Source organism: Micromonospora inyonensis (assembly GCF_900091415.1).
GTDB classification, from domain to species: domain Bacteria; phylum Actinomycetota; class Actinomycetes; order Mycobacteriales; family Micromonosporaceae; genus Micromonospora; species Micromonospora inyonensis.
Map to the genome: position 1 here is coordinate 1,753,486 of NZ_FMHU01000002.1, position 25,401 is coordinate 1,778,886.

Sequence of the window (25,401 nt, forward strand, 5' to 3'; positions counted from 1 at the left end):
AGCCTCACAAACAACTCTGCTCCCGGTATCCGACAACGAAGGTGAGAACGCGATGACGAAGATCATCGACCAGGAAGACGGCGTGGGAATTGCCAGGGCGATCGCCGCCGGTGAGGTATCGGCGTCTGAGGTGCTGGAAGAGGCAATCGAGCGCATCGAGGAGCTGAACCCGCACTTCAACGCCCTGGTGTACAAGGCGTACGACGACGCCCGGAAGCTCGCGCGCGAGGTCACTCCAGAAAGTAGCGCCCTCGCGGGGGTGCCGTTCGTGGCGAAGGATCTCGCTCTTGACTGGGCGGGGATGCCGACAACCAACTCCTGCGCGTTCTTCGCCGGCCACGTCGCGTCGTCGGATTCTGAGATCGCGCGGCGTGTCAAGGCTGCCGGCATCATTCCGGTCGGAAAGTCGAACGTCCCGGAGAACGGCTGGTGCTACTCGGTCGAGTCCCGTTTCCACGGTCGGACGCTGAACCCCTGGGACGAGTCTCTCGTGCCCGGCGGTTCGAGCGGCGGTTCGGCAGTTGCTGTCGCTACGCACATGGTCCCGATCGGCGACGCGAGCGACCTCGGCGGTTCGATCCGCGTTCCCGCCGCGATCAACGGCCTCGTCGGCCTCAAGATCTCCCGTGGACGCACGACGATGGGTCCAGGCGTCGTCGACCTGTGGTCTGGATCCGCAGTGTTCAACTGCGTAACCCGGACCGTGCGTGACACGGCCGCCTACCTCGACGTCATCGGTGGCGCACTTCCCGGGGAGCCGTATGCCCTGGCCATGCCGGATGTGTCGTTCCTCGAGAGCTCGGCGGTCCCCCGCGACCGCTTACGCATCGGCGTCATGTCCACGCGTCCGGATGGGAACGCGGTGGACCCGGAGGTTCGGGCCGCCGTCGAGGCCGCGGCCAAGCTCTGCGAGACCCTCGGCCACGAGGTCGCGGACTTCGACCTGCGCTACGACTGGGGCAACATCCGGGAGTTCTTCGTTCGCATCACGGCTACGACGGCAACGATGATGTTCGAGGCCGCGGGCCATGCGATGGGGCGGCAGGTGACGTCTGCGGACGTCGAGCCCGTCACGTGGGAAATGATCGAGCTCGGTCGTCAGTTCAGCGCGGTCAGCCACGCCGTCGACACTGAGCGGCTGCGGCAGGTGGGTCGGCAGCTCACCGTGGATCAGCTGCCCTTCGACGTGGTGATCACACCGGTCATGCCCGTGACCAGCCGGCCCCTCGGGTGGTACGACATGTCGTCCAGTATCGACAGCTACCACGACCGACTGCTGGAGGACATGCAGTTCATGGTCCCGTTCAACATGGCCGGGCAGCCCGCCCTCAGTCTGCCGCTCGGGTCGACTTCGTCGGGCTTGCCGCTTGGCGTGCAGTTCGTCGGTGGTATCGGCGACGAAGCTGTACTCCTGTCGCTCGCAACGCAGCTCGAGGAGGCTGCACCGTGGAAGGATCGGATGGTGCCTCCGGCGGTGCGAGGAGCAGGCACGAACGCCCGGTAGAGCCTGGACCCGCAGGTGCTACGCCAGCTAGGAACGCGGCCACGGCAGCTGGCCGGTGATCCGGTGGGTGAGCGCGGTGTGTCGACGGCCGGTGCCCGCCGTCCGCACGGCGATCGCCAGCGCCCGGCGGGAGCCGGCCAGCACGACCAGCTTCCGGGCCCGGGTGACGGCCGTGTAGAGCAGGTTGCGCTGCAACATCATGTACGACCCCATGGTCACCGGTACCACCACCGCCGGGTACTCGCTGCCCTGTGAACGGTGCACCGTGATCGCGTACGCGTGCTGCAACTCGTCCAGCTCGTGGAAGTCGTACCCGACGTCCTCGTCCTCGTCGGTGCGGACGGTCAGCGTCTGCTCGTCGGGGTCGATCGCGGTGACCATGCCGACCGTGCCGTTGAAGACGCCTGCGGCGCCTTTCTCGTAGTTGTTCCGGATCTGGATGACCTTGTCGCCGACCCGGAACACCCGTGACCCGTGCCGCCGCTCCGGCGCGCCGTCCCGGTGCGGCGCGAGCGCCTGTTGCAGCAACGCGTTGAGGTTGCCCGCGCCGGCCGGTCCCCGGTGCATCGGGGTGAGCACCTGGATGTCGCGGGGATGCAGACCGAAGCGGCGGGGAATCCGCCGGGCGACGATCTCCACCACCTGCTCGGCGGTCGCCTCCGGCTCGTCGCTGGGGAAGAGGAAGAAGTCCGGGTACCCCTCGAACGCCGGGGGCTGGCCCGCGTTGATCCGGTGCGCGTTGACCACCACGCCGGACTCCTGCGCCTGCCGGAAGATCCGGGTCAGCCGGACCCGGGGGACGGTCGCGGCGGCCAGGACGTCGCGCAGCACCTCGCCCGCGCCCACCGAGGGCAACTGGTCGACGTCGCCGACCAGTAGCAGGTGCGCCCCCGGCGGTACCGCCTTGACCAGCTTGTTGGCCAGGATCAGGTCGAGCATCGACGCCTCGTCCACCACCACCAGGTCGGCGTCGAGCGGGTTGTCCCGGTCGTGGGCGGCGTCCCCGCCCGGCCGCAGTTGGAGCAGCCGGTGCACGGTGGTCGCCGGCTGCCCGGTCAGCTCGGTCAGCCGCTTCGCGGCGCGCCCGGTCGGCGCGGCCAACACGATCTTCGCCTGCTTCGCGGTGGCCAGCTCGATCACCGACCGGACGGTGAACGACTTGCCGCACCCCGGGCCGCCGGTGAGCACGGCGACCTTCGAGGTGAGCGCGAGTCGTACCGCCTGCTCCTGCTCGGGAGCCAGCTCCGCCCCGGTCCGGGCCCGCAGCCAGGCCAGCGCGCGGCCCCAGTCCACGCCCGCGAAGACCGGCATCCGGTCGGCCGGCTCGCGCAGCAGCCGGACCAGGCTCGCCGCGAGCGCCGACTCGGCCCGGTGGAACGGCACCAGGTACACCGCCGGGATGGTGCCGCCGTCGCCGCTCGGGTTCGGCACCGGCTCCCGCACCACCCCCTCGTCCGAGGCCAGCGTGGTCAGGCACTCGGCGACCAGCGGCGCCGGCACCCCCAGGATCGCGGCGGCGTCGGCGAGCAGGTTCGGTTCCGGCAGGTAGCAGTGCCCGTTGTCGGCGGCCTCGGAGAGGGTGTACCGGATGCCCGCCTGCACCCGCTGCGGACTGTCGTGCGGGATGCCCACCGCCTGGGCGATGCTGTCGGCCGTCCGGAAGCCGATGCCCCACACGTCGGCGGCCAGCCGGTACGGCTCGTTGCGCACCACCGAGATCGCGTTGTCGCCGTACTCCTTGTAGATGCGCACGGCGTGCGAGGTGGTGACGCCGACGCCCTGGAGGAAGACCATCACCTCCTTGATGGCCTTCTGCTCCTGCCAGGCCGTGCCGATCGCCGCGGTGCGCTTGCGGCCGAGGCCGTGGACCTCGATCAGCCGGCCCGGCTCGTTCTCGATGACGTCCAGGGTCTGGGCACCGAACGCCGCGACGATCCGGGCGGCCATCTTCGGCCCGATCCCCTTGATCAGCCCCGAGCCGAGGTAGCGCTCGATGCCCTGCACCGTGGCGGGCAGCACGCTGGTGCAGCTGTGCACCTCGAACTGGCGGCCGTACTTCGGGTGCGATCCCCAGCGGCCGACCATCCGCAGCCGCTCCCCGGGCTGCACGCCGGGCAGGGCTCCGACCACGGTGAGCAGGTCGGTGCCGGAACGGTCGGTGGCGACCCGGGCGATCGTGTACCCGGTCTCCTCGTTGACGTACGTGATCCGCTCCAGCACCGCCTCCAGCGTCGCGCCCCGGGCGGGGGCGGCGGGGGCGGCCGGGGCGGCCGGGGTGGGCGGTACGGCGGTCATCGCAGACGATGATGGCAGACCCGTCCGACACACCGGTGGGCACGGCGCGCCGTCCGCGTCCGCCGTCGCGGAGCCGACCCCGGCAGGTGTGTCCGCCGCCGGGGCTCAGCGACGGCTGAGCAGGGAGGTGACCCGCATCCGCTCGCTGTGGATCCACACGTCGGAGTACTCGATCGCACGGCCGTCGTGGAGGTAGGTGATCTGCTCCAGGTACAGCAGCGGGAAACCCTCGGCCACGCCGAGCGCGGTGGCGATCCGGTCGGTGGCGGCGGTCGCGGTGAACGTCCGCCGACCGGTGGTGATCTTCAACCCGTACTCGTTCTCGAGCAGGCCGAACAGGGAGCGGTCGGCCAGGTCCGCCTGCTCCAGTCCGGGCGTCAGGTCGGTACGGACGTAGTTGACCAGCCAGGCCACCGGCCCGGTGGAGGCGGAACGGAGCCGTTCCAGGCGCAGCACCGACTGGCCGGGACTCAGGTCGAGCAGGGTGGCCAGCGGTGGCGGGGCGGCCATCACCCGCTGGGAGACCACCTCGGTGGTGTACGGGACACCCTGCCGGGCGAAGTCCTCGGAGAGGGTGGTCAGCTTCTGCGCGATGGACGGCTCGATCGTGGTGGACGTGACGAACGTGCCCCGCCCGCGTACCTGCACCAGCAGGCCGTCGCGGATCAGGGTCGCCAGCGCCCGGCGTAGCGTGCCACGCGAGATGCCCAGGTCGGCGGCGAGTTCCGGCTCGCTGCGCAGCCGGTAGTGCGGTGGCCACTCGGCCGACAGGATCTTCGCCCGGATCTGCTCGGACACCTGCGCGTGCAGCGGGGCCGGCGCGTCCCGGTCGAGTTGCTCGGTCACCCCGTCGGGGTGTGGTCGGTCGGACATGGCACCTTCCGTGGGGGCCGTCGCCCCCCGACCGGCGCCGGCCACCGGCCGGGCACGCGTGTCGAGGGGCGACAGACGGTCAGTAGCTCGTCGTGTGTTCGGTGACGTTGTCAGTGACGATAGCCACCCCGGCGCTGGTGCCGAGCAGCACCGCCCCCGCGCGCAGCAGGGACAGCGCCTGCGCGAAGGACTTGATGCTGCCCGACGCCTTGACCTGTACGCCTTCCGGGGCGCGGGCCACCAGGTAGGCGATGCTGTCCGGGTTGGCGACCTCGACCTGGCCGCTGCTGGCGTTCTTCAGGAACGCCGCACCGGCCTCGATGGACAGTGCCACGGCGGCCTCCCGCTCGTCGGGGGTGAGCAGCGGCAGTTCGAGCATCACCTTGACCGGTACGCCGGACGCCTTCACCACACCGGCGATGTCGTCGCGGAAGGCGTCGTACCGGCCGCTCTTGAGCCAGCCGATCTGCACGCCGATGTCGATCTGGGTGGCGCCGGCCCGGACCAGGCTCTCCGCCTCGGCGGCCTTGCCGGCGCTGGTGGTCACCCCCACGGTCGGGAAGTCCAGGGCCGAGGCGACCTCGACGCCCGTGCCGCGCAGCACCTCGGCCACCTCGGCGACCCAGGAGCCGGGCACCATCGCGGCGTTGAAGCCGTACCGGGCGGTCTCCTCGGCGTGGGCGACGATCCGGTCGTGGGTGACACCGACGTCGATCAGCGTGTGCTGGATGTGGGGAGCCAACGTCGCGGGGGTCAGGTCGACGTCGGTCAGGAAGGCAGTGCTCACGGTTCTCTCCAAATCGGGTTACGTCGCGGCGGTGCCGCTACATCCGGTCCCGGTAGTAGTCGGGGACGATCACGCCGGGCTCGTCGAACCAGCGCGGCACGTCCACGCCGCAGACCAGACCGACGTTGCCCCACGGGTTGAACGCGCCGGTCCGGACGATCGCCTTGGCCTGGTGGGCCAGTTCGCCGAGCATCTCGGCGTGCGGGCGGGTGGTCAGCGGTACGCCCGGGAAGCGCTGCCCCAGCCACTGCGCCAGCGGCGTGTTGTGCGTGGTGACGTCCTCGGCGACCACCACGCCCTCGACGATGATCTCGTCGGCGACGAGCGCCAGCACGGTGGTCAGGTCGGGCAGGTCCTCCGCGACGGCCAGGTCGACGCGGTGGGCCGTACGCGGGATGGGGAACCCGGCGTCGACGACGAGCAGCAGGTCGGTGTGGCCGAGCGTGGCGAGCACCCCGGACAGCTCCGCGTGGAGCAGACCTCGGCGTTTCATGTGTTCTCCTTCAAGGTGTGGGCGCCGGTGGCCAGGGCCATCACCGACTCCTCGGTGGCGTCGGCCGCGTCGAGCACACCGACCAGGCGGCCGGCGGCCATGACGGCGATCCGGTCGCTGACGGTGAGCAGTTCGGGCAGGTCCGACGAGGAGACGACGATGGACACACCGGCGCCGGTGAGGCTGCGGAACAGCCGGTAGATCTCCGCCTTCGCGCCGACGTCGACGCCACGGGTGGGTTCGTCGAGCAGCATCAGCCGGGGCTCGATCGACAGCCAGCGGGCCAGCAGGGCCTTCTGCTGGTTGCCGCCGGAGAGCTGGGTGATGCCCTGGGCGGTGGTGGCGGTCTTCACCGTCAGCTCGCGGGCGCGGTCCTCGGCGTCGCGCCGCAGGGCCCGCCGCCGCAGCACCCCGAACCGTTGCCGCCGGCCCAGGGTCAGCACGGTGACGTTGTCGGCGACGCTCATCGTCGGCAGGATGCCCTGCTGCCGGCGTTCCCCGGGCAGGTAGGCGATCCGGGCGCGGATGGCGTCGCGCGGCGACCGGGCGGTGAACCGTTCCCCGTCGAGGGCCAGTTCGCCGCCGCGCACCGGGTCGGCGCCGAAGACACCGCGCAGCAGCTCGATCCGGCCGCTGTCGGGCAGGCCGGCCACGCCGACCACCTCACCCGGGGCGACGTCGAGGTCGACGTCGGTGAAGCCGGTGCCGGAGACGCCGCGCAGGCACAGCCGGGGTGTGGCCGTGGCCGCCGGTGGGGGAGTGTCGTGCCGGGCGAACTCGGCGGCGAGTTCCCGTCCGACCATCGCCGCGACCACCTGGTCCGGGGTGACCTGTGCGGTGGGCCAGTGCCCGACGTGTCGACCGTCACGCAGCACGTGGATGTGCTGGGACAGGGCGAAGACCTCGGGCATCCGGTGCGAGACGTAGAGCAGCGTGACGCCGTCGGCCTGCAACGAGCGGATCACCCCGAAGAGTCGATCGGACTCCGCCGGGGACAGGATCGAGGTCGGCTCGTCGAGGATGACCACCCGGGCCCGGCGGGCCAGCGAGCGGGCGATGACGACCAGCTGCTGGGACGCCGCGTCGAGGTGTCGTACGGCGCGACGCGGGTCGACCCGCAGGCCGAGCCGGTCCAGCAGGTGTGCGGCCTGCTCCTCCATCCGGCGGCGGTGCGGGAAGGGCCGGGAGCCGGGTTCGGCACCGAGCAGGATGTTCTCCGCGACGGTGCGGTCCTGGGCGAGGGAGAGTTCCTGCGGCACCAGCGCGACCTGGTGCCGGCTGAGCAGGGTGGCCGGGTGGAAGCGCCGGACCTCCTCGCCGGCTACCCGTACGGTGCCGGTGGTGGGCGTGTCCAGCCCGGCCAGGATCTTCATCAGCGTCGACTTGCCGGCGCCGTTCTCCCCCATGACGGCGGTGAGACTGCCGGCGGGGACGCTCAGGCTGACGTCCTGCAACGCGCGGACGGCGCCGAAGTGCTTCGACAGGCCGGACACCTCGACGGCGGCCGTGGCGGGGGCGAGGATCGTGGCCGGGCTGGTCATCGGCTCAGCCCTCCATCGGCACGGTGGCGACGTTGTCGCGGGTGACCACGAGCGCGCCCGTGTCCACGTCCTTGATCTCGGTGCCGTTCTTCAGGTAGTCGGCGAGCAGCTTGACCGCCTGGTAGCCCTGCTCGGCCGGCCCCTGGCTGATGGTCAGGTCGACCACGCCGCCCTTGAGGTAGTCGACGGTCTGCGGCTGCACGTCGAAGCCCACCGAGTGGATCTTCCCGGCCTTGCCGGACTGCTGGAGCCACTTGGCCCCGGCGGTGAAGCTGCAGCAGTCGAGGGAGACCAGAGCGACCGCGTCACCCTGCGCGGCCATCGTCGACTCGATGGTGTTGTACGCCGCGCTCGGCTCGTTGCCGGTGTTCACCGGGCCGACGATCTGGAGGCCGGAGTCCTTCAGGCCGGTCTGCAAGCCGGTGAAGCGGTCGTTGGACCAGCCGGCGCCGGAGTCGACCGACACCACCACGACCTTGCCCTTCTTGCCCTTCAGCACGCCGAGCAGCTCCTTGGCGAGCGACTCGCCGGAGGCGACGAGGTCCTGCCCGACGAAGCCCATCTGCTTGGACTCCGGGTTGTTCGTGTTGAACGAGATGATCGGGATGCCCGCGTCGTACGCCTGCGCGATGACCGGCTTCAGCGCGTCGTTGCTGGCCGAGGAGACCGCCAGGCCGTGGATCTGCTTCTGGTTGATCAGCGTCTGCAACTCGGCGACCTGGTCGGCGGCGTTGCCGCCGGTCGGGCCGATCATCTGCGCCTCGACGCCGAGTTCCTTCGCGCCACGCTCCATGCCCTGCCGGATCGGGACGGCGAAGGCCAGCGACGGGTCGTGGTAGCTGAGCCGGATCTTCAGCGGTTGTCCCTTGTCGACGGCGTCCTTGATGTAGTCGGCGAGCTGGAAGCCGCCGCTGTCGCCGCTGGAGGAGGTGCTGGCCGGGGTGACGGCGCCGCAGGCGCTGGCCAGCAGTGTGAGGCCGAGGGTGGCGGCGACCGCGATGCGGCGCCGGAGGGTGGGCTTCATCGGGGGGTGCTCCTTGGGTGTGGGGATGGGGGTGTGGTGCGGGTCGGGGCGGTCAGCGCCGCCCGGAGCGTCGGCGTAGCCAGGTGTCGGCGGCCACGGCCAGGATGATCACCGCGCCGGTCGCCACGGTCTGCCAGAACGAGGAGATGCCGCGCAGGTTCAGGATGTTCTGCAGGACGCCGATGAAGGCGACGCCGATGACGGTGCCGAGCATGGTGCCGGAGCCGCCGAACAGGGCCGCCCCACCGATGATCACGGCGGAGATGGCGGTCAGTTCCATGCCGGTGCCGGTGACGCCCTGCACGTAGGACAGGAAGGAGAGGCCGAGCACGCCGGCCAGGCCGGCGAGCGTTCCGGAGAGCGTGAACGCGGCGACCTTGACCCGGCCGGTGTTGATCCCGCACAGCCGGGCGGCCTCGGCGCTGCCGCCCACGGCGTAGGTGTTGAAGCCGTAGCGGGAACGGGACAGCACGACCATGCCGAGGACGGCGACGAGCGCGAAGATGACCAGCTGCATCGGGAGGAGACCGAACAGCTTGCCCTGACCGAGCAGGTTGAACTCGGCCACGTTCGCCTCGTTCGACGACAGGGAGATCGGTGAGCCGCCGCTGAGTAGCAGCGTGACGCCCCGGTAGACGCTCAGCGTGCCCAGGGTGACGATGAACGAGGGAATGCCGAAGCCCACCGTCATCAGGCCGTTGATCAGGCCGGCGACCGCGCCTGCGGCGATCCCGCCGAGGGCGGCGAGCGGCCAGGCCACGTCGGAGGTCATCAGCAGTCCGCAGACGACCGCGCCGAGGCCGTAGATCGAGCCCACCGAGAGGTCGATCTCGGCGTTGATGATGACGAAGGTGACCCCGACGGCCATGATGCCGATCTGCGCGATCTGCTGGCCGACGGTGAGGAAGTTGTCGGTGCCGACGAAGCCCGGGGCGATCAGCGTGCCCAGGCTGAAGAGCACGACGAGGGCGAGGAAGGTGCTGGCCTCGCGGGCGTGCAGGAAACGCTGGAACGGGGAGCGGGTGCGGGGGACGGCGGTCTTCTCCACCGGTGCCGCCGCCGGGGCGGTGGTCATCTGGGCCATTGGTGTCATCTCCTCAGCAGGGCCGCGACGTCGTCCGGGTAGGGCAGGGCGGGGATCACCTCGGCGACTCCGACGGTGTGCGCGCCGGCCGCGGCGGCGAAGCGGACCGCGTCGGTGAGGGCGTCGCCCCGGGCGAGGGCGACGGCGAGCGCGCCGGTGAAGGCGTCCCCGGCGCCGGTGGTGTCGACCACGCGCGGCACCCGGACCGGGTCGACCCGGACCCGTTGTCCGTCGTGGTCGACGAGCGCACCCTCGGCACCGAGGGTGAGCACGATCGTGCCGGCGTGCCGGGTGCGCATCAGGTCGACCAGTTCGTCGCCGGTGGCCGGGTCCTCCGGGTCGCGGCCGGTGAGCACCCGGGCCTCGCTGGCATTCGGCGTCACGACGTCGATCCAGCCCCACGCCTCGTCCGGCAGCCGGACGGCCGGCGCGGGGTTGAGCAGCGTCCGGACGCCGCGTTCGTGGGCGGTGCGCAGCGCCGTGACGGCGACCTCCAGCGGGATCTCCAGCGAGACCACCACCAGGTCGGCGGCGGCGATTCGATCGGCGAAGCCGTCGACGTCGGCCGGGGTCAGCTCGTCGAGCGCGCCGGGGGCGATGGCGATCCGGTTCTCGCCCTGCTGGTCGACGAGGATGACGCCGACCATGGTGGCGGCGGCCCCGGTCGTCCGGACGCCGGTGGCGTCGATGCCCTCCTCTGCCCAGAGCTGTCGGGCGGCGGTGCCGAACTGGTCGGCGCCGACGGCGGTCAGCAGGCTGACCTCGGCACCGAGCCGGGCGGCGGCCACCGCCTGGTTCGAGCCCTTGCCTCCGTGTCCGGAGGCGAATCGACCCCCGGAGAGGGTCTCCCCGGCGACCGGCACCCGGGGCACCCGCATGGTGAGCCCGGCGCCGTAGCTGCCGATCACTGCAATCTTCATCCTGGGCCTCATGTTCATGGACAACCATGTACAACTGAGGGGACCATAGGGAGTGCGTCAGGGCGGTGTCAATAGCGGCAGGGGTGGTCGCCGGAAGCAATCCGGAAATCCCGTGGGCACCCCCGCGTCACCCGGCGTGCTGCGGGAGGACGCTTGCGCGGGCGCTGCGCCCACCCCCGGCCGTGGAGTCCGGGGCGTGGGAACGGACGCAGGTCAGGAAGGCGTCACGGCATCCGGGGCGGGGCCGCCCGGGCTGCCCCTCAGCTGGTGACGTGCGCGTTTCCACCGGTCAGGCGGACGGTGAAGCCGTCCGTCCCCCGGTGCATCGTCACGTGGTTGCAGGACTGGTGGGTGATCCACAACCCGAGACCGCCGTTCGCGCCGTTGCCGGTGGGCAGCAGACCGGCGAACCGGTCCTTCGGGCCGTCACCGCCGTCATGGACGGTGACCACGATGCGGTCCGGCCCGCTCCAGAGCCGCAGCGCCACCGGTCGGCGTCCGTGCCGCAGCGCGTTGGTCACCGTCTCGCTCACCGCCACGACCAGGTCCTCGACGTCGTCGGGCGGCAGATGGCCCCGGTCGGCGTCGTACACCGCCGCGCGGGCCAGCGCCGGGCTCGGCTCGACCAGCTCCAGCAGGGGTGGCGTGTACTGGATCGGATCGGGCAGCGCCGGCCGGGGCTCGGTGAGATAGACCAGCGGATCGGTGTACGTCTCGCTCGGCAGGTGCCGGCCGTCGGGCAGCGCGACCCGCGGGTGGGTCCGCAGCACGTCCGCCAGCACCGGCGCGGGCGTGATCCGCCGGTCGTAGGCGCACATGCTCCACAGGGGGAACTCGTCGTAGGCGTGGTTGATCGCCGACTCGTACCGGGCCCACCAGTCCCAGGTCGCGCCGAGGGCGGCCGGGGCGAGCTCGCCGACGATCCGGATCTGCCCGGCCCCGGCGCCGACGTGCTCGGCCAGCAGCCGCCGGTACGACCGGATCGCGGCCGTCGGCCGGGCGTAGACGTCCCCGCCGGGGAGGAACCGCACCCCCGAGTCGGCCGGCAACGCCGACCGGAGCAGTGCCGCGTGGCGCTCGCCGAAGGAGACCAGGGTCGGCTCGCCCGCCTCGATTCCGCCGAGCAGGAAGGGCAGCACCACGGCGAGCAGTTCCTCATCGGACTCGTAGCAGATCGCCTCGTGGAAGTAGCCGACGTGCCCGGCGGCGGCACCCGTCCTCAACGGGTCACCTCGACGTCCAGTTCGGGAAGGTCGAGCAGCTCGGCGACCCGGGCGGCGGCGGACCGGGAGGTTCGCAGGACTGCCACGGCACCCCGTGCGCGGGCGTGGTCCCGCAGGTGGATCAGGTTGCGGTGGTCGATGAAGCGCAGGTCGGTCGCCTCCACCACCAGCCGACCGGCGGCCGGGCGAGGGTCGGCGCGCTCGAGTGCGGCCCGGAACAGGTCGTGGTTCGAGGCGTCCAGTTCCCCGACGAGTGCCGCGTGACCGTCGCCCGGCGTCTCGGCGTAGAGCCGGAAGAGGACGTCGTCGGCGTTGTTGCCCGGATGCAGGCAGGCCAGTTCCCGGACGGCCTCGTCGCCCAACAGCCGCCGGTCGTAGGCGCACATGGCCGACATCGGTCGGACGCGCATGTACCGGTCGATGAGGTGTTCGTACCGGGCGAAGGCGTCCCGCTGCGCCGGGGTGCGCACCAGCGCGGTGGCGTCGGCGGCCACCCGCAGTCCGGTGTGGCCGGCGGCCAGGGCGTCCTCCGTCGCGGTCGCGTAGGCCCGCACCTGGTCGTCGGGGTCCACGATGTGGTCGTGGGCGTAGGCCGAGCCCAACGGGACGATCCGGGCGGCACCCCGGCGGATGGCGTCCCGGATCAGGGGCTCCTCCCGCAGTTGGTCGGCGACCGGGTCCGGCTCGGACGTGACGTACCAGATCCGCTCCCCGAGGGCGAGGCCCTCCAGGAGGAAGGCCCGTGCCTGGGCGTGCAGGGCCGCGCGGTCGTCGTACCGCCAGCACACGTGCTGGTACGCCGCCTGCCGCGATCGACCGTTCACCCCGGACACCCCATGGTGGCAGTGTAGGCCGGTCCGGCGGGGGGTCATCCCGCTGGCAGCATCTCCGCCGGACCGGGGGTGGGCCCGTCCGGATCGCCGATTGACCCAATAATCGACGGATGTCATTGTCTGGGCACATCCCCACCCAGGAGGCTCCATGAGAGGCAGAACGCTGACCGCAGTCCTGGCGCTCGCCGTCGCGACCGCGCTGACGGTGACGCCCGTCGCGTCGCCGGCCTCCCCGTCCGCGTCGACGCGGACGGTCGTCCCGGCTCCCGTCGTCACCCTCGCCGCCCCGGACATCGCGGTGGCCAACGTCCAGGCCCATCTGACCCAGTTCCAGACCATCGCTCAGCAGAACGGCGGCCACCGCCGGGCGGGGTCCGCCGGCCACACCGCCTCGGTCGCGTACGTCAGGGCCAAGCTCCAGGCGGCCGGCTACACGGTCACCGAGCAGGTCTGCACGACCTGCGTGTACCGCTCCAACAACCTCATCGCCGAGTGGCCGGCCGGTCCCACCGACCAGGTGGTGATGTTCGGCGCCCACCTCGACGGCGTGTCCGCCGGCCCCGGCATCAACGACAACGCCTCCGGATCGGCGGTCCTGTTGGAGAACGCGCTGGTGCTCGCGCAGCAGCGGCCGACGATGACCAAGCGGGTCCGGTTCGCCTGGTGGACCCACGAGGAACAGGGTCTCAACGGCTCCGAGTTCTACGTCAACTCGCTCAGCGCCACCCAGCGCGGCTACCTCAAGGGCTACTACAACTTCGACATGGTCGGCTCGCTGAACGCCGGCTACTTCATCAACCGGATCACCTCGACCACCGCCGTGCCGCTCAAGGCGTACTGGGACTCCCTCGGGCTCCAGCCGGAGGAGAACGTCGAGGGGCAGGGCCGCTCCGACGACTACCCGTTCCAGCAGGCCGGCATCCCCACCTCCGGCTACGCCGCCGGCGCGAGCGCCCGCAAGACCAGCACCCAGGCCGCCAAGTGGGGCGGCACCGCCGGTTCGTCGTACGACCCGTGCTACCACCGTTCGTGCGACACCACCAGCAACGTCAGCGCGACGGTGCTGAACCGCAACGCCGACGGGGTCGCGTACGCCATCTGGCAGCTCGCGGTGGGCGGCGGCACGCCCGGTCCCTGCACCGGCGGGGAGGCGGTCGGCAACGGCTCGTTCGAGAACGGCACCGCGCCGTGGACCGGCTCCACCGGCGTGATCACCAACTCCACCGGGCAGCCGGCGCGGACCGGCGCGTACAAGGCTTGGCACAACGGGGACGGCACCACCCGGACCGAGACGCTGTCCCAGTCGGTCACCCTGCCGGCCGGGTGTACGACCTACACCCTCACCTTCCACCTGCACATCGACACCGCCGAGACCACCAGCATCCGGGTCTACGACCGGCTCACCGTGCAGCTCGGCGGGGCCACCCTGGCCACGTACTCCAACCTGAACGCCGCCGCCGGCTACGTCACCCGCACGTTCGACGTCGCCGCGTACGCCGGGCAGACGGTGACGCTCACCTTCACCGGCACCGAGGACGCCAGCCTCCAGACCAGCTTCGTCGTCGACGACGTGACCCTGCAGGCCAGCTGACCGGGTCGGGGTCTCCCGCCGTCGGGGCGGGAGACCCCTCTCCCGTCGTACGCCCCCCCCGCCGGGGGCGGTCCGGTCAGTGCTGCGCGGTCGCCGAGGGCGGGGCGCTGCCGCCCTGCGGGACCTCCGCCGTCATCAACCGGATGATCTCCTCGCGGTCGGCTGCCGACGGCAGCCCCCACTCCGGCCGGTAGCCGTGCACCTCGGCCAGCGGCGTGGAGGCGGTCCGGCCGTCGAGCATCTCCACCGCGTCGGTGGCGATCAGCCCCGGGTGTTCGACCCCGCACGCCTCGGCCACCTTCATCAGGTCGCGCCGCAACGTCCGGATGTAGTTCGCCGCCCGGACCGACTTGAGCGCGGGGTCCAGCCCCCGCGCCAGCCAGGGGTTCTGGGTGGCGACGCCGGTCGGGCAGGTGTCGGTGTGGCACTTCTGGGCCTGGATACAGCCGATTGCCAGCATCGCCTCGCGGCCGACGTTGACCAGGTCGCAGCCGAGCGCGAAGGCCACGATCGCGTTGTCCGGCAAGCCGAGCTTCCCCGCCCCGACGAAGACGACCCGCTCGTGCAGGCCCCGCTCGGCGAAGGTCCGGTAGACCCGGGCGAAGCCCTGCTGGAAGGGGAGCGAGACCGAGTCGGTGAAGATCAGGGGCGCCGCCCCGGTCCCGGCCTCGCCACCGTCGACGGTGACGAAGTCGACGCCCCGCCCGGTGTCCCGCATGAGGTCGGCTAGCTCCTCCCAGAAGGTGAGGTCACCGACGGCGGACTTGATCCCGACCGGCAGCCCGGTCTCGGCGGCGAGCAGCTCGACCCAGTCGAGGAGACTGTCGCAGTCGGAGAACTCGGCGTGCCGGGACGGGCTCACGCAGTCGCGGCCCGGCGAGATGCCCCGGGTCTCGGCGATCTCCGCCGACACCTTCGCCCCCGGCAGCAGCCCGCCGAGGCTGGGCTTCGCGCCCTGGCTGAGCTTGATCTCCAGCGCGCGTACCGGTGCGCCCGCCACCACCTCCCGGAGCCGGTCCAGGCTGAACCGGCCGTGCTCGTCCCGGCAGCCGAAGTAGGCGGTGCCGAGCTGGAAGACCAGCTCTCCGCCCCGGCGGTGGTACGGCGACAGCCCTCCCTCGCCGGTGTTCTGGAGGCAGCCGGCCAGCGCCGCGCCCCGGTTCAGTGCCTCGACGGCGTTGCCGGAGAGCGAGCCGAAGCTCATTGCGGAGATGTTCACCGCCGAGTCGGGGCGGAATGCCTTCGGCCGTCCCCGGGCCGCACCGAGCACCTTCGCGCACGGCAGCCACACCTCGTGTCCGGCCGCCGGGGACGACGGTGGCACGGCCCGACCGAAGGTGCGGTGCTTGATGATCGGATACCCGGGGGTGTACTCGATGTCGTTGTCGGTGCCGAACCCGAAGTAGTTGTTCTCCTTCTTCGCCGACGCGTACACCCAGCGTCGCTGGTCGCGGGTGAAGGGTCGTTCCTCGTTGTTGCCCGCCACGATGTACTGGCGCAGCTCCGGCCCGATGGATTCGAGCAGGTACCGGGCGCGGCCCAGCACCGGAAAGGTGCGCAGCAGGGCGTGGTCGCGTTGGAGGAGGTCGTGTGCGGCGAGGGCCGCCAGCGCTGCGGCGGCGGCGGGTACGGCTCGACGTGCCCAGGTCATGCCGGTCACTCTTTCCGCGATCGGTCGCGCTCAAACTGGGCCGGAGTCCCGTCCTCGTTCCGGCGCGGCACACAGTCACCGCGTTAAATGTCGTACCCCGGTTGCAGCATGTCCCTATGGCTGCTCCCGCTCTGGCACCTGGCCACGACCGGCCCCGCTCACTGCCGCTGCGCGAGGTCCGTACCCGGCTGACCCAGTTGGTCGCGATGGCCGAACTGACCGACACGGTCACCCTGGTCACCCGCGACGGCGACCCCCGACCCATCGCCGCGATCGTGCCGGCGACCGCCGCCCGGAGTGCCGCCCAGGCCCGGGCCGACGCCGACCGGGTCGCGGCGGTCACCGCCGGCTGGGCCCGTCGCCTCGACGAGACGCACCGGCAGAGTGCCCGCCGGCACGCCGCCGAACTGCGGGCCGTCACCGACGCGCTCGCCGAGGTGTGGGCCGAACTCGACCGTCGGGTCACGCCGGGCAGCGACCCGACGCTGGCCCGGCTCCGCGCCGCGCACGCCGACCTCCTGCGCGACTGACCACCGCTGCCGCCCAGCACGGCGGCGGGTACGCCGTGCCCCGTCGACCGACCCGGTCCGTGGCGTGCGGTCCGCGCGTTGCCTTCGGCGTGTCGGGGACGGGCGAGGGTGAGGCGTCCCGCTGCCTGTCGAGCTGCCCCGCTTGTGCTACCGCCCCTGCGGCCGACCGCCCGCCCCGCCGCCTGTCCGGCCCGCCAACTCCGTCCGTCCCGCCTGTCGGCCCGCCAACTCCGTCCGTCCCTGCCCTCTCGTGCCCGTCCACCAGGTCGGTCCGCCCGTCGGCTCTGCCCGCGTCGGCCCGGTCCTCCGGGCGGTGCTGGGCCCGCCGCGACGTCCCGTTCCGTGCAATGGGGTGAATCGCCGGGCGACCTCGACCGTGCCCGCGCGGCGCTGCCCATCGATCCGCGCCCCGGCGTGACCCGGTTGCGCCGCTTTCTCGACTGCGCGCTGGACAAGTGGGACGGCCGGTACGACTACCACACCTACCTGGCCCTTCCCGTGCTGTCGCTGGCCATCGAGGGGACCGGCGAGATCGCCCCGGGCCGGGCCCGGCGGCACCGCGACCGGCGGCACCTGCACCTGTTGGCGGACCTGCTCCGGTTCGAGCTCGATGCCGAGGCGGGTCGCACCGACGTACTGCCCGGGCACCGTCCGGACCGCGACCGGCTGACCAGGCGACTACGGCTGGCGGTCCGCGCCGCCCAGCCCGCCCTGGCCCGGCTCAGCCCGCTCACCACCATCACCGCCGCCGACCCGCTGGCCGCCGCGGCCGAGGTGTGCGCGGCCGTGGACGCCACCACCGCCGAGCGGCGTGACATGCGACTGTCCATGCTGCCGGTGTACGTGGTCCACGACGAGTACCTCTTCCTCCGGGTGCTCCAGTCGTACGAGACCACCTTTGCCCTGCTCGTCGTGCTGCTGCGCGCCGCCCGGGACGCGCTCGCCCGGGGCGCTGCCGAGCCTGCCGCCGCGCACCTCGTCACGGCGACCGAGGCGCTGGCGGGCTCCGGGCTGCTGTTCTCCCTGCTGGCCACCATGCAGCCCGAGTCCTTCCGGACATTCCGGGCGTACAACGACGGTGCCAGCGCCATCCAGTCGCACAGTTACAAGCTGGTCGAGTCGCTCTGCCGCACGCCCGACCAGGAACGGCTGGACAGCGCGGCCTACCGGTCCACCCCGGAGGTCCGGCAGCGGGTCCTGGCCGGGCAACCGACCCTCGACCAGGCGTACCGGAGCGCGGTGGAGCGGGGCCTGCTCGACCCGGCCGAGCGCGCGCAGGTCGCCGACCGGATGCGCGCCTTAGCCGGGGCTCTGCTCACCTGGCGGCGCACGCACCACCGGTTGGCGGTGCGAATGCTCGGGGAGCGCCCTGGCACCGGCTACACCGAGGGCACGCCCTACCTCGCCACGGTGCGCGCGGTGCCGGTCTTCCGGACGGTGGACGTCGGGCCGGCCAGCGCGGAGGTCACCGCGCCGTCCGGCCCGACGTCCGCGTCACCGTCCGCGTCACCGTTCGGCGAACCGTTCGGCGAAGGCCACCAGATCGCGACGTTCGATGGCGGCGGCCATCAGATCGGGAAAGGCGTCTGGCGTGCAGGCGAAGGCCGGCACGCCGAGGGCGGCCAGCGCGGCGGCGTTCTGCCGGTCGTACGCCGGGGCACCCTCGTCGGAGAGCGCCAGCAGGACGACCACCTGGACCCCGGCGGCGGTCATCTCCGCCACCCGGCGCAGCATCTGCTCCCGTACTCCGCCCTCGTAGAGGTCGCTGATCAGGACGAAGATGCTGTCCCGGGGACGGGTGATCAACTGCTGGCTGTAGCCGATCGCCCGGTTGATGTCGGTGCCCCCGCCCAACTGCGTGCCGAACAGCACCTCCACCGGGTCGCTGAGCTGGTCGGTGAGGTCCACGACCGCGGTGTCGAACACCACCAGTGAGGTCCGTAGCGACCGCATCGAGGCGAGCACCGCGGCGAACACCCCGGAGTAGACCACCGAGGCGGCCATCGACCCGGACTGGTCGACGCAGAGCACCACGTCCCGCTGCACCGCCGTGGTGCGCCGCCCGTACCCCACCAGCCGCTCGGGGACGATCGTGCGGTGCTCCTGCTGGTAGTGCTTGAGGTTGGCGCGGATGGTGCGGTCCCAGTCGATGTCGGCGTGCCGGGGACGGTTGATCCGGGTGGCCCGGTTCAGCGCCCCGGTCACCGCCGCCCTGGTCTGCTGGGCGATCCGCCGCTCCAGCTCCTCGACGACCCGGCGGACCACCTGCCGGGCCGCCTCCTTGGTCTGGTCCGGCATCACCCGGTTGAGGGAGAGCAGCGTGCCGACCAGGTGCACGTCCGGCTCCACGGCGGACAGCATCTCCGGCTCCAGCAGGAGGCGGGTGAGGTTGAGCCGTTCGATCGCGTCGGCCTGCATGACCTGCACGACCGTCGACGGGAAGTACTGGCGGATGTCGCCCAGCCAGCGGGCCACCCGGGGCGCGGAGCCGCCGAGCCCACCCGAGCGCCGGGGCGAGCCGCCGTCGCCGTCGGCGTCGTACAGGGCGGCCAGTGCCCCGTCCATCGCGGCGTCACCGGCGGAAAGACGGCCGCAGGCGTCCTCGGCGGACCCGCCGAGGACCATCCGCCAGCGGCGCAGCCGCTCCCGGTCCGCGTCCGCGTCCGGTCCGGGGAAGGGCGCGCCGCCCTGCGCGGCGGTGTCCGTGGAGGTGGTCAATGGATCTCCCGTCCGAGCAGGATGCCGAGCGTGGGCAGGACCGCCGTGGCCCGGTCGTGGTCGAGGCCGGCCGCCGGTGCCCGGTGCACCGGCTGGCCACGGTGGGCCACCCGGTCGCCGATGGACCGGCGCTCGCCGGCGGCGAAGTTGCCGAAGGTCCGCCGCAACAGTGGCAGGACCTCGGTGAACGAGTCGGCGGGGATGCCGGTCAGCCACTCGTCCACCAGGGACAGCAACGCGTCGTCGTGCACCAGCAGCAGCCCGCCGCCGCCGAGGAAACCCTCCACCCAGGCGGCCCCGTCGGCCGGGGCGACACCGGTGGTCAACGGCAGGCCCATCCGTCGGCGCACCTCGGCGCGCTCCAGCCGGCCCGCGTCGTGCAACAGCCGGACCAGTCGGCCGCCGAGCAGGCCGTGCAGGTCGTCCCGCTCGGCGAGCGAGGCGAGGGTGTCCAGCCAGGGCACCCGCGCGTCCTCATCGAGGAGGTTGACCGCCGCGTGCACCTCGTCGAGGTGGCCGCGCAGTTCCCGGGCCGCCTGGTCGGCCAGGCCGGCGACCGCGGCGGGCAGGCCGGCGCGGACCCGGGCCAGCAGCCCGGTGGTCACCTCGGCCAGTCCGCCCAGCTCGCTGCGTCGGACGTCGCCGTAGCGCAGCGTGCGGACCAGCGGCGGGATGGCCGCCATCAGGTGCGCCACGTCGGCGTCGAGGGCTGCCCGGGTGTCCAGCGACCGCAGCACCGGGGGGTAGGCGTCGGGGAGGTCCGCCAGCAGGCAGACCTCGACCAGGGCGGTGACCTCGGCGAGGCTGTCCGCGTCCCGGGCGGCGGCGGCCACCGCGCCGGTGGCCGCCGACACCACGGTGGTGCCGTACGCGCTCGCCTCGACCAGCCGCACCGCGAACTCCGGCTGCCAGCGCAGCCGCCACTGCTCCCGGAAGGTGCCGCTGCTCCGCCCGCGCCGGTCCGACTCGCCCCACGGCACGCCCACCACCCGCAGGCGGTGCAGCAGTCGGCTGCGGGCCAGGTCGTTGTCGCGGCGCAGGTCGAGGTCGAGCGGACGTTCCAGGGCCTCCGGCTTGAGCCGCAGGCTGCGCTGCTGCGTGGCGAGGTCGCGGGCCAACGGCACCGCGGGCATGTCCTCGGGTACGCCGCCGAGCCGTTCGCCCACCACCAGCCGCCGACCGATCAGCTCCAGCCGCAGCGGGTCGCCCTCGCAGAGCACCGCCGCGCTGGCGTCGGTCAGCTCGGTCAGCCCGGCCAGCGGCCGGCCGCGCAGGGTGGCCAGCGTCTCGGCCAGCCGGGCCGCCTCGATGACGTGCGCGGAGGAGGCGGGCACCCCCTCGTCGCGGAGCACCCCGGCGGCGGCGACCAGCCACCGGGCGACCACCTCGTTCTCGGAGGTGAACAGGTGGTGGTACCAGCCGGGGGAGCGGACCCCCGCGGCGTAGCCCTGCCAGGAGGCCAGCCGGCCGTACGTCCAGGGCACCCAGGTGAAGGTCACCTTCGTCTTCCGGCGTCCCTTCAGCAGGGCGGTGTCGGCGCTGGCCGGCACCTTACGGGTCAGCGCGGGCACGTGCCAGGCGCCGCAGACCACGGCGATGTTGTCGTGGCTGCGCCGCACCTGCCGCAGGACGGTGCGCATGTGCGCCTCACGGAGCAGGTCGTCGGGATCGTCCGGCACCCCGTCGCGGATCGCGGCCATCGCCTCGGCGATCGCCGGGAACGCCGGGGCGCCCCGGTGCTCGACCACGTCCTCCCACCAGCGTTCCGGGTCGTCGTACCCGGCTGCGGCGGCGAGCTCCCCGATCGGGTCGACCGGACGGCGGGGCAGCGGGTCGTCGGTGCCCACGCCAGCCTCCGCCTCCGAGGCCTCGGTGTCCGCCCCGGCCTCCACCTCCGGGGTGTCGTCCGGCTCGGCGAGGCGGTAGGCGTACGGCAGGTCGAAGAAGCGCACCGGCACGCCGTGCGCGACCGCCCAGCGGATCGCCTGCCACTCCGGCGAGAAGACGGCGAACGGCCAGAACCCGGCGCGGCGCGGGTCGTCGGTGGCGTACCCGAGCAGGGCGACCGGCGGCTCCAGCCGCTCGTCGGCCACCCAGCGCAGCAGCTCCTCCGCCTCCGGCGGACCCTCGACCAGCAGGATGTCGGGGCGTTGCTCGGCCAGGGCCGCCACCACCGCCCGAGCGGACCCCGGACCGTGGTGACGGATGCCGTAGAGCTGCTCAGGCATCGCGGGCGGCGCGGTAGAAGGGGCGCCACTCCTCGCGCTCGCGGACCACCGTCTCCAGGTACTCCCGCCACACCACGGCGTCGGAGACCGGGTCCTTGATGACCGCCCCGACGATGCCGGCGGCCACGTCGCCCGGCCGCAGCACGCCGTCGCCGAAGTGCGCCGCCAGGGCCAGCCCGTTGGTGAGCACCGAGATCGCCTCGGCGGTGGAGAGGGTGCCGGTGGGGGACTTGAGCTTGGTCCGGCCGTCCTCGGTCAGCCCGGTCCGCAGTTCTCGGAAGATCGTCACGACCCGGCGGATCTCCTCGACGGCGGCCGGCACCTCCGGCAGGTCGAGCGAGCGGCCGAGCTGCGCCACCCGTCGGGTGACGATGTCCACCTCCTCCTCGGCGGAGGCCGGCACCGGCAGCACCACCGTGTTGAACCGGCGACGTAGCGCGCTGGACAGCTCGTTGACGCCCCGGTCCCGGTCGTTGGCGGTGGCGATGATGTTGAAACCGCGCTGGGCCTGCACCTCGCTGGTCAGCTCCGGCACCGGCAGGGTCTTCTCGGACAGGATGGTGATGAGCGTGTCCTGCACGTCGGACGGGACCCGGGTCAGCTCCTCGACCCGGGCGATGGCGCCGGTCTCCATCGCCCGCATCACCGGGCTCGGCACCAGCGCGGCCGGGGACGGACCCTCGGCGAGCAGCCGGGCGTAGTTCCAGCCGTACCGGATCGCCTCCTCGGCGGTGCCCGCGGTGCCCTGCACCAGCAGCGTGGAGTCACCGCTGATCGCCGCGGCCAGGTGCTCGGAGACCCAGGTCTTCGCGGTGCCGGGCACCCCGAGCAGCAGCAGCGCGCGGTCGGTGGCGAGGGTCGCCACCGCGATCTCCATCAGCCGGCGCGGCCCGACGTACTTCGGCGTGATCTTGGCGCCGTCGCCGAGCAGGTAGGTCACCACGGCCTGTGGGGAGAGCCGCCAGCCCGGCGGGCGGGGCCGGTCGTCGGCGGCGGCCAGCTCGGCCAGCTCGTCGGCGTACTGCTGCTCGGCGTGCGGACGTAGCGCGGTCATCGGAACTCCTTGTGCATGTCGGAACGGAAGGCGAGGACGGCGGCCAGCTGCCCGACGGCACGGACCCGGCCGGGGTCGACACCGTCCCGGGCGAGCTCGTCGGTGAGGCGGTGGAACCGGTCGGCCAGGGCGGGCGTCGCGGCGGTGCCGGCCATCCGACAGAGTTCGGAGAGGTACCAGCCGTTCTGCCCCTTCGCGCGGGACCAGACCCCGACGGCGTCGGCGACCGCGCCGGAGAGTTCGGGGGACCAGTCGTGGGAGAGCATGCCCAGCAGGCGGGTCGCCCGGCCCGAATCGGTGCGCAGGGCGTCGGCGACCAGATCACCGAGACGGTCGGCGGGCAGCACCTCGTGGAGCGGCCAGAGCAGGTGGTCCGGCAGCCTGTCCCGGCGTTGCCGACCGGCCTGCCGGGAGACGGTGACCAGGACGTCGGCCCAGTCGGCGGCCCGCTCCTCGGCGGCGGCCCGCGCCCAGCCCCGGTGCAGCACCGGACCCCAGTCGTCGGTGGCGGCCAGCGCCACGACCTCGGCCGGATTCCGGGCGAACGCGGTGGTCCAGGTGGCCAGCGGTGTCCCGGCGACCACCTCTTCGAGCAGCCAGGCTCCCACTCCCGTCCCGCGTGGCGGCTGCGGGTCCACCCCGTCCCGCCGCATCGCCGGGTCGCATTCGCGCGGTGGCTCGACCGTCAGCTCCGTCCCGCCCGGGGCCAGGCGGACGCAGGCCGTGGCCCGTTCGGCCATCCGTCGGCGCAGCCCGGACCCGGGCAGCCGGCGCAGCAGGGCGACGGCGGCCTGCCGGACCTCCTTGCGCCGGTCGTCCAGCACACCGTCGAGGAAGGTGTCGTCGGCGGGGGAGGGCCCCACCTCGAGTGCCTCGACGAACCGGGCCCGGTCGGGGGCGCTCTCCGCGGCGAACCCGGCCGCCAGCAGCTCGCGTGCCGCGTCCGGGTCGCGCGACCGCAGGCGGGTCAGGTACGTGAGCCGCTGCCCGGCGGTGCCGGTCTCCCAGTCGTCGCTGCCGACCTGCCCGGCCATGGGAACGGTGAGGTCGAGAGCCTCGTAGAGCAGGTAGCCCCACTCCGAGCGGAGACCGGCCAGCCACCGTCCCCGACGGCCACCGAGCCGGGCGAGCAGGGGGCGCAGCGCCCGGTGACGTCGGCCGACGTCCAGCAGGGCCGGCAGGGTGTCGGCCGGGACCAGCCCACCGTGCCGGTCGGCCAGGCGTAGCCATTCGTCGAGCAGTTCCTGCTGGATCTGGCTGCCGCCGGGCGCACCGCCGTCGGTGAGCAGCGTGCGCAGCCGGACGGTCGCCGCGGCGGGCAGGGGCGGAGCCGACTCGGCGGGCGCGGCGGGCACCGGTCCGAGCCCGGTCGACGGGGTGATCCCGGCCCGCCGGTACGTCAGGGCCACCGCCGCGGCCTCCAGGACGCCGGCCGCGCCCTCCCCGCCCGCGCCGAGGGGCTGACCGCCCACCGCCAGCGCTCCGTCCCAGGGGCGGCGGGCGGTGCCGACCAGCGCGGCGGAGAGCAACTCGGTGGGGAGTTCGGCGGTGTGCCCGTCCGGGCCGACCGGTACGCCCGCCGCAGCGGTCAGGTAGTGCCCGTCGGACCAGGCGGCCAGCGGTCGCAGTCCGGCCGGGCCGAGCTCGGCGGCGAGATCGACCGGCTGGCCGCCGGCTCCGGCGAGCAGCCACCACGGCTGGTCGTGCCCGGCGAGCAGCGGCAACGCGTCCCCGGTCTGGTCGACGAGGTGACCCTCCCGGGTGGGGACGACCCCGGCGAGCAGCACCGGCACGGACTCCCGCCAGGGGTCGGCGGCGAGCCCGGCCGAGTATTCGGCCAGGGCGATGCGGAGGTCGACGGCACCGGTCGGGGCGGCCAGCGGCACCGGGGCGCCGTGCCGGGTGGCGACCAGCGCCCGCAGGGGCCGGGAGCCCGGGTAGAAGCACAGGTCCGCGTCGACCTCGGTGCCGGGCACCAGGTCGGCGGGGAACGTCTGCCCGGGTGCGGCGAACGCCAGCACCAGCGCGAACCGGCCGGTGCCCGCCCCGCGCAGCCAGATCCGGCGGGTGGTGACCTTGTCGTCGGCGGAGTCGACCTGCCCGAGGACCTGCCACCGGTCCCGCACCGGCGGGGTGGCGAGCACCTCGTCGGTGGCGACCGGGTAGCCGACCCGGGACCGGACGGTGGCCGCCAGGTCGTCCGGGAGCGCGTCGAGCCGGTCGTGGGCGGTGACCAGCAGCCGGATCAGGCCGAGTTCGCCGAGCAGTCGGTCGGCCCAGTGCGCGCCGATGCCGGCCGTGCGACCCGCCCGGCGCAGTGTGCCGGCCACCGCCGGGGCCTGCGCGTCGACCAGCCGCGCGGCCACCGTCTGGAACGGAGCCGGTCCGGCCTGCTCGGCCGCGGCGAGCCCCTGGTCCACCTGGTCGTCCAGCCACCGCCGCAGTTCGTCCAGGCCGGCGGCCACGCGGGCGGCGCGCTGCTCGACCCGCTTCGCGGCGGCGGCCGGGTCCGCCGGGCCGGTGGTGGCCGGCGGCCTCGCGGCGCGTTTCGCCCGCCCGGCCTGCCACTCGACGACCCAGTCCGGGGCCTCGGCGTCGCCGGCCCCGGACTCGGCCCAGAGCAGCAGCAGACCCAGGGCGTGTTTGCAGGGGAACTTGCGGCTCGGGCAGGAGCAGCGGTACGCGGGCCCGGACAGGTCGACGCAGACCTGGTACGGGTTCTTCCCGCTGCCCTTGCACAGCCCCCAGAGCACCTCGCCGGTCAGGCCGGACGCCGACCACTTGGCGGCACCGCTGACACTGCGGGCGGTGCGGGCGGCGGCGGGGTCGGGCGCGACGGCGAGGACCTGCGCGGTGGACCAACGATCAACTGGCACGGGGCGCACTGTAGGAGACCTGTACGACACGAACATCGCCAGCACCCGTCGGCGACGGCGGCGGTGGCGCAGGGCGATCGGGCGGTGACCCGCAGGTGAGCGCCGGTCCGGCCGGTCCGGCGCGGTCCGGTCGGTGCCGGGCGGCACGCGGAGCATCCTCTAGTCTCCTTAGGTCG

17 protein-coding genes and 2 pseudogenes are annotated in these 25,401 nt (G+C 73.1%); 4 read left to right on the plus strand and 15 right to left on the minus strand.

Features of this window, described 5'->3' with window-relative positions; all coding sequences use genetic code 11:
* Positions 1-52: 52 nt before the first annotated feature.
* Entirely contained in the window at positions 53-1,504 is a 1,452-nt protein-coding gene (locus tag GA0074694_RS22240) for an amidase (protein ID WP_176738075.1), read from the plus strand.
* A 27-nt stretch (positions 1,505-1,531) separates the two neighbouring features.
* Here the strand turns inward: GA0074694_RS22240 and recD2 are convergent, their stop codons facing one another.
* The 10 genes and pseudogenes from recD2 to GA0074694_RS22290 form a co-directional block, all read right to left on the minus strand.
* Entirely contained in the window at positions 1,532-3,799 is a 2,268-nt protein-coding gene (gene recD2, locus GA0074694_RS22245; RefSeq protein ID WP_091461463.1) for an SF1B family DNA helicase RecD2, read from the minus strand.
* A gap of 105 nt (positions 3,800-3,904) precedes the next feature.
* A complete protein-coding gene (locus tag GA0074694_RS22250) occupies positions 3,905-4,672 on the minus strand; it encodes a GntR family transcriptional regulator (protein WP_091461465.1) in 768 nt (255 codons plus the stop codon).
* A gap of 79 nt (positions 4,673-4,751) precedes the next feature.
* Complete coding sequence (gene deoC, locus GA0074694_RS22255; RefSeq protein ID WP_218105776.1) at positions 4,752-5,459, minus strand: deoxyribose-phosphate aldolase; 708 nt, start codon at positions 5,457-5,459, stop codon at positions 4,752-4,754.
* Between the two features lie 37 nt (positions 5,460-5,496).
* Complete coding sequence (gene rbsD, locus GA0074694_RS22260; RefSeq protein WP_091461468.1) at positions 5,497-5,952, minus strand: D-ribose pyranase; 456 nt, start codon at positions 5,950-5,952, stop codon at positions 5,497-5,499.
* A complete protein-coding gene (locus GA0074694_RS22265) occupies positions 5,949-7,493 on the minus strand; it encodes a sugar ABC transporter ATP-binding protein (RefSeq protein WP_091461470.1) in 1,545 nt (514 codons plus the stop codon). The genes rbsD and GA0074694_RS22265 overlap by 4 nt, the downstream gene beginning before the upstream one ends.
* Positions 7,494-7,497: 4 nt before the next feature.
* The gene (locus GA0074694_RS22270) at positions 7,498-8,517 is read right to left on the minus strand and encodes a substrate-binding domain-containing protein (RefSeq protein ID WP_091461473.1); all 1,020 of its coding nucleotides are present in this window, start codon (positions 8,515-8,517) and stop codon (positions 7,498-7,500) included.
* A 106-nt stretch (positions 8,518-8,623) separates the two neighbouring features.
* A pseudogene (locus tag GA0074694_RS22275) lies at positions 8,624-9,601 on the minus strand (ABC transporter permease); the annotation flags it as partial.
* Positions 9,602-9,606: 5 nt separating this feature from the next.
* Complete coding sequence (locus GA0074694_RS22280; RefSeq protein WP_091461476.1) at positions 9,607-10,521, minus strand: ribokinase; 915 nt, start codon at positions 10,519-10,521, stop codon at positions 9,607-9,609.
* Positions 10,522-10,781: 260 nt separating this feature from the next.
* Positions 10,782-11,744: a sensor histidine kinase gene (locus GA0074694_RS22285; RefSeq protein WP_091461478.1), complete on the minus strand. Its 963-nt coding sequence runs from the start codon at positions 11,742-11,744 to the stop codon at positions 10,782-10,784.
* Positions 11,741-12,568 (minus strand): MEDS domain-containing protein, encoded by an 828-nt coding sequence (locus GA0074694_RS22290; protein ID WP_245714848.1) that lies wholly within the window; start codon positions 12,566-12,568, stop codon positions 11,741-11,743. The genes GA0074694_RS22285 and GA0074694_RS22290 overlap by 4 nt, the downstream gene beginning before the upstream one ends.
* Before the next feature lie 157 nt (positions 12,569-12,725).
* On the opposite strand from GA0074694_RS22290, the gene GA0074694_RS22295 reads away from it, so the two are divergent.
* Positions 12,726-14,168, plus strand: a complete 1,443-nt coding sequence (locus GA0074694_RS22295; protein ID WP_091461484.1) for a M28 family peptidase — start codon at positions 12,726-12,728, stop codon at positions 14,166-14,168.
* A 76-nt stretch (positions 14,169-14,244) separates the two neighbouring features.
* Here GA0074694_RS22295 and GA0074694_RS22300 read toward each other — a convergent pair whose 3' ends face one another.
* Positions 14,245-15,819, minus strand: coding sequence for an FMN-binding glutamate synthase family protein (locus GA0074694_RS22300; RefSeq protein ID WP_091463668.1), 1,575 nt, complete (start codon positions 15,817-15,819; stop codon positions 14,245-14,247).
* 116 nt (positions 15,820-15,935) lie between these two features.
* Between GA0074694_RS22300 and GA0074694_RS22305 the strand changes: the two genes are divergently transcribed.
* A complete protein-coding gene (locus GA0074694_RS22305; RefSeq protein WP_091461487.1) occupies positions 15,936-16,349 on the plus strand; it encodes a hypothetical protein in 414 nt (137 codons plus the stop codon).
* Positions 16,350-17,177: 828 nt separating this feature from the next.
* Positions 17,178-17,486, plus strand: a pseudogene (locus GA0074694_RS33140) (tryptophan 2,3-dioxygenase family protein); the annotation flags it as partial.
* A gap of 369 nt (positions 17,487-17,855) precedes the next feature.
* Here GA0074694_RS33140 and GA0074694_RS22315 read toward each other — a convergent pair.
* Genes GA0074694_RS22315 through GA0074694_RS22330 form a run of 4 tightly spaced genes read right to left on the minus strand, consistent with a single transcriptional unit; the run spans position 17,856 to position 25,381 of the window.
* Positions 17,856-19,067, minus strand: a complete 1,212-nt coding sequence (locus tag GA0074694_RS22315) for a VWA domain-containing protein (RefSeq protein WP_245714849.1) — start codon at positions 19,065-19,067, stop codon at positions 17,856-17,858.
* Positions 19,064-21,295, minus strand: coding sequence for a DUF5682 family protein (locus tag GA0074694_RS22320; RefSeq protein ID WP_091461489.1), 2,232 nt, complete (start codon positions 21,293-21,295; stop codon positions 19,064-19,066). Before GA0074694_RS22320 ends, GA0074694_RS22315 begins: the two co-directional genes overlap by 4 nt.
* On the minus strand, positions 21,288-22,349 hold the full coding sequence (locus GA0074694_RS22325) for an ATP-binding protein (RefSeq protein ID WP_091461491.1): 1,062 nt from the start codon (positions 22,347-22,349) through the stop codon (positions 21,288-21,290). The genes GA0074694_RS22320 and GA0074694_RS22325 overlap by 8 nt, the downstream gene beginning before the upstream one ends.
* Positions 22,346-25,381 carry an SWIM zinc finger family protein gene (locus GA0074694_RS22330; RefSeq protein ID WP_281190211.1) on the minus strand — a complete coding sequence of 1,012 codons (3,036 nt, stop codon included), beginning with the start codon at positions 25,379-25,381 and terminating at the stop codon, positions 22,346-22,348. The genes GA0074694_RS22325 and GA0074694_RS22330 overlap by 4 nt, the downstream gene beginning before the upstream one ends.
* Positions 25,382-25,401: the final 20 nt, after the last annotated feature.

Bases quoted from the DNA above. Each gene is read 5' to 3' on its own strand.
- GA0074694_RS22305 (WP_091461487.1), top strand. From the start codon at position 15,936: ATGGCTGCTCCCGCTCTGGCACCTGGCCACGACCGGCCCCGCTCACTG.
- GA0074694_RS22330 (WP_281190211.1), bottom strand. From the start codon at position 25,381: ATGCTCCGCGTGCCGCCCGGCACCGACCGGACCGCGCCGGACCGGCCG.
- GA0074694_RS22320 (WP_091461489.1), bottom strand. From the start codon at position 21,295: ATGCCTGAGCAGCTCTACGGCATCCGTCACCACGGTCCGGGGTCCGCT.
- GA0074694_RS22265 (WP_091461470.1), bottom strand. From the start codon at position 7,493: ATGACCAGCCCGGCCACGATCCTCGCCCCCGCCACGGCCGCCGTCGAG.
- GA0074694_RS22270 (WP_091461473.1), bottom strand. From the start codon at position 8,517: ATGAAGCCCACCCTCCGGCGCCGCATCGCGGTCGCCGCCACCCTCGGC.
- rbsD (WP_091461468.1), bottom strand. From the start codon at position 5,952: ATGAAACGCCGAGGTCTGCTCCACGCGGAGCTGTCCGGGGTGCTCGCC.
- GA0074694_RS22295 (WP_091461484.1), top strand. From the start codon at position 12,726: ATGAGAGGCAGAACGCTGACCGCAGTCCTGGCGCTCGCCGTCGCGACC.
- GA0074694_RS22240 (WP_176738075.1), top strand. From the start codon at position 53: ATGACGAAGATCATCGACCAGGAAGACGGCGTGGGAATTGCCAGGGCG.
- GA0074694_RS22325 (WP_091461491.1), bottom strand. From the start codon at position 22,349: ATGACCGCGCTACGTCCGCACGCCGAGCAGCAGTACGCCGACGAGCTG.
- GA0074694_RS22250 (WP_091461465.1), bottom strand. From the start codon at position 4,672: ATGTCCGACCGACCACACCCCGACGGGGTGACCGAGCAACTCGACCGG.
- GA0074694_RS22300 (WP_091463668.1), bottom strand. From the start codon at position 15,819: ATGACCTGGGCACGTCGAGCCGTACCCGCCGCCGCCGCAGCGCTGGCG.
- recD2 (WP_091461463.1), bottom strand. From the start codon at position 3,799: ATGACCGCCGTACCGCCCACCCCGGCCGCCCCGGCCGCCCCCGCCGCC.
- GA0074694_RS22280 (WP_091461476.1), bottom strand. From the start codon at position 10,521: ATGAAGATTGCAGTGATCGGCAGCTACGGCGCCGGGCTCACCATGCGG.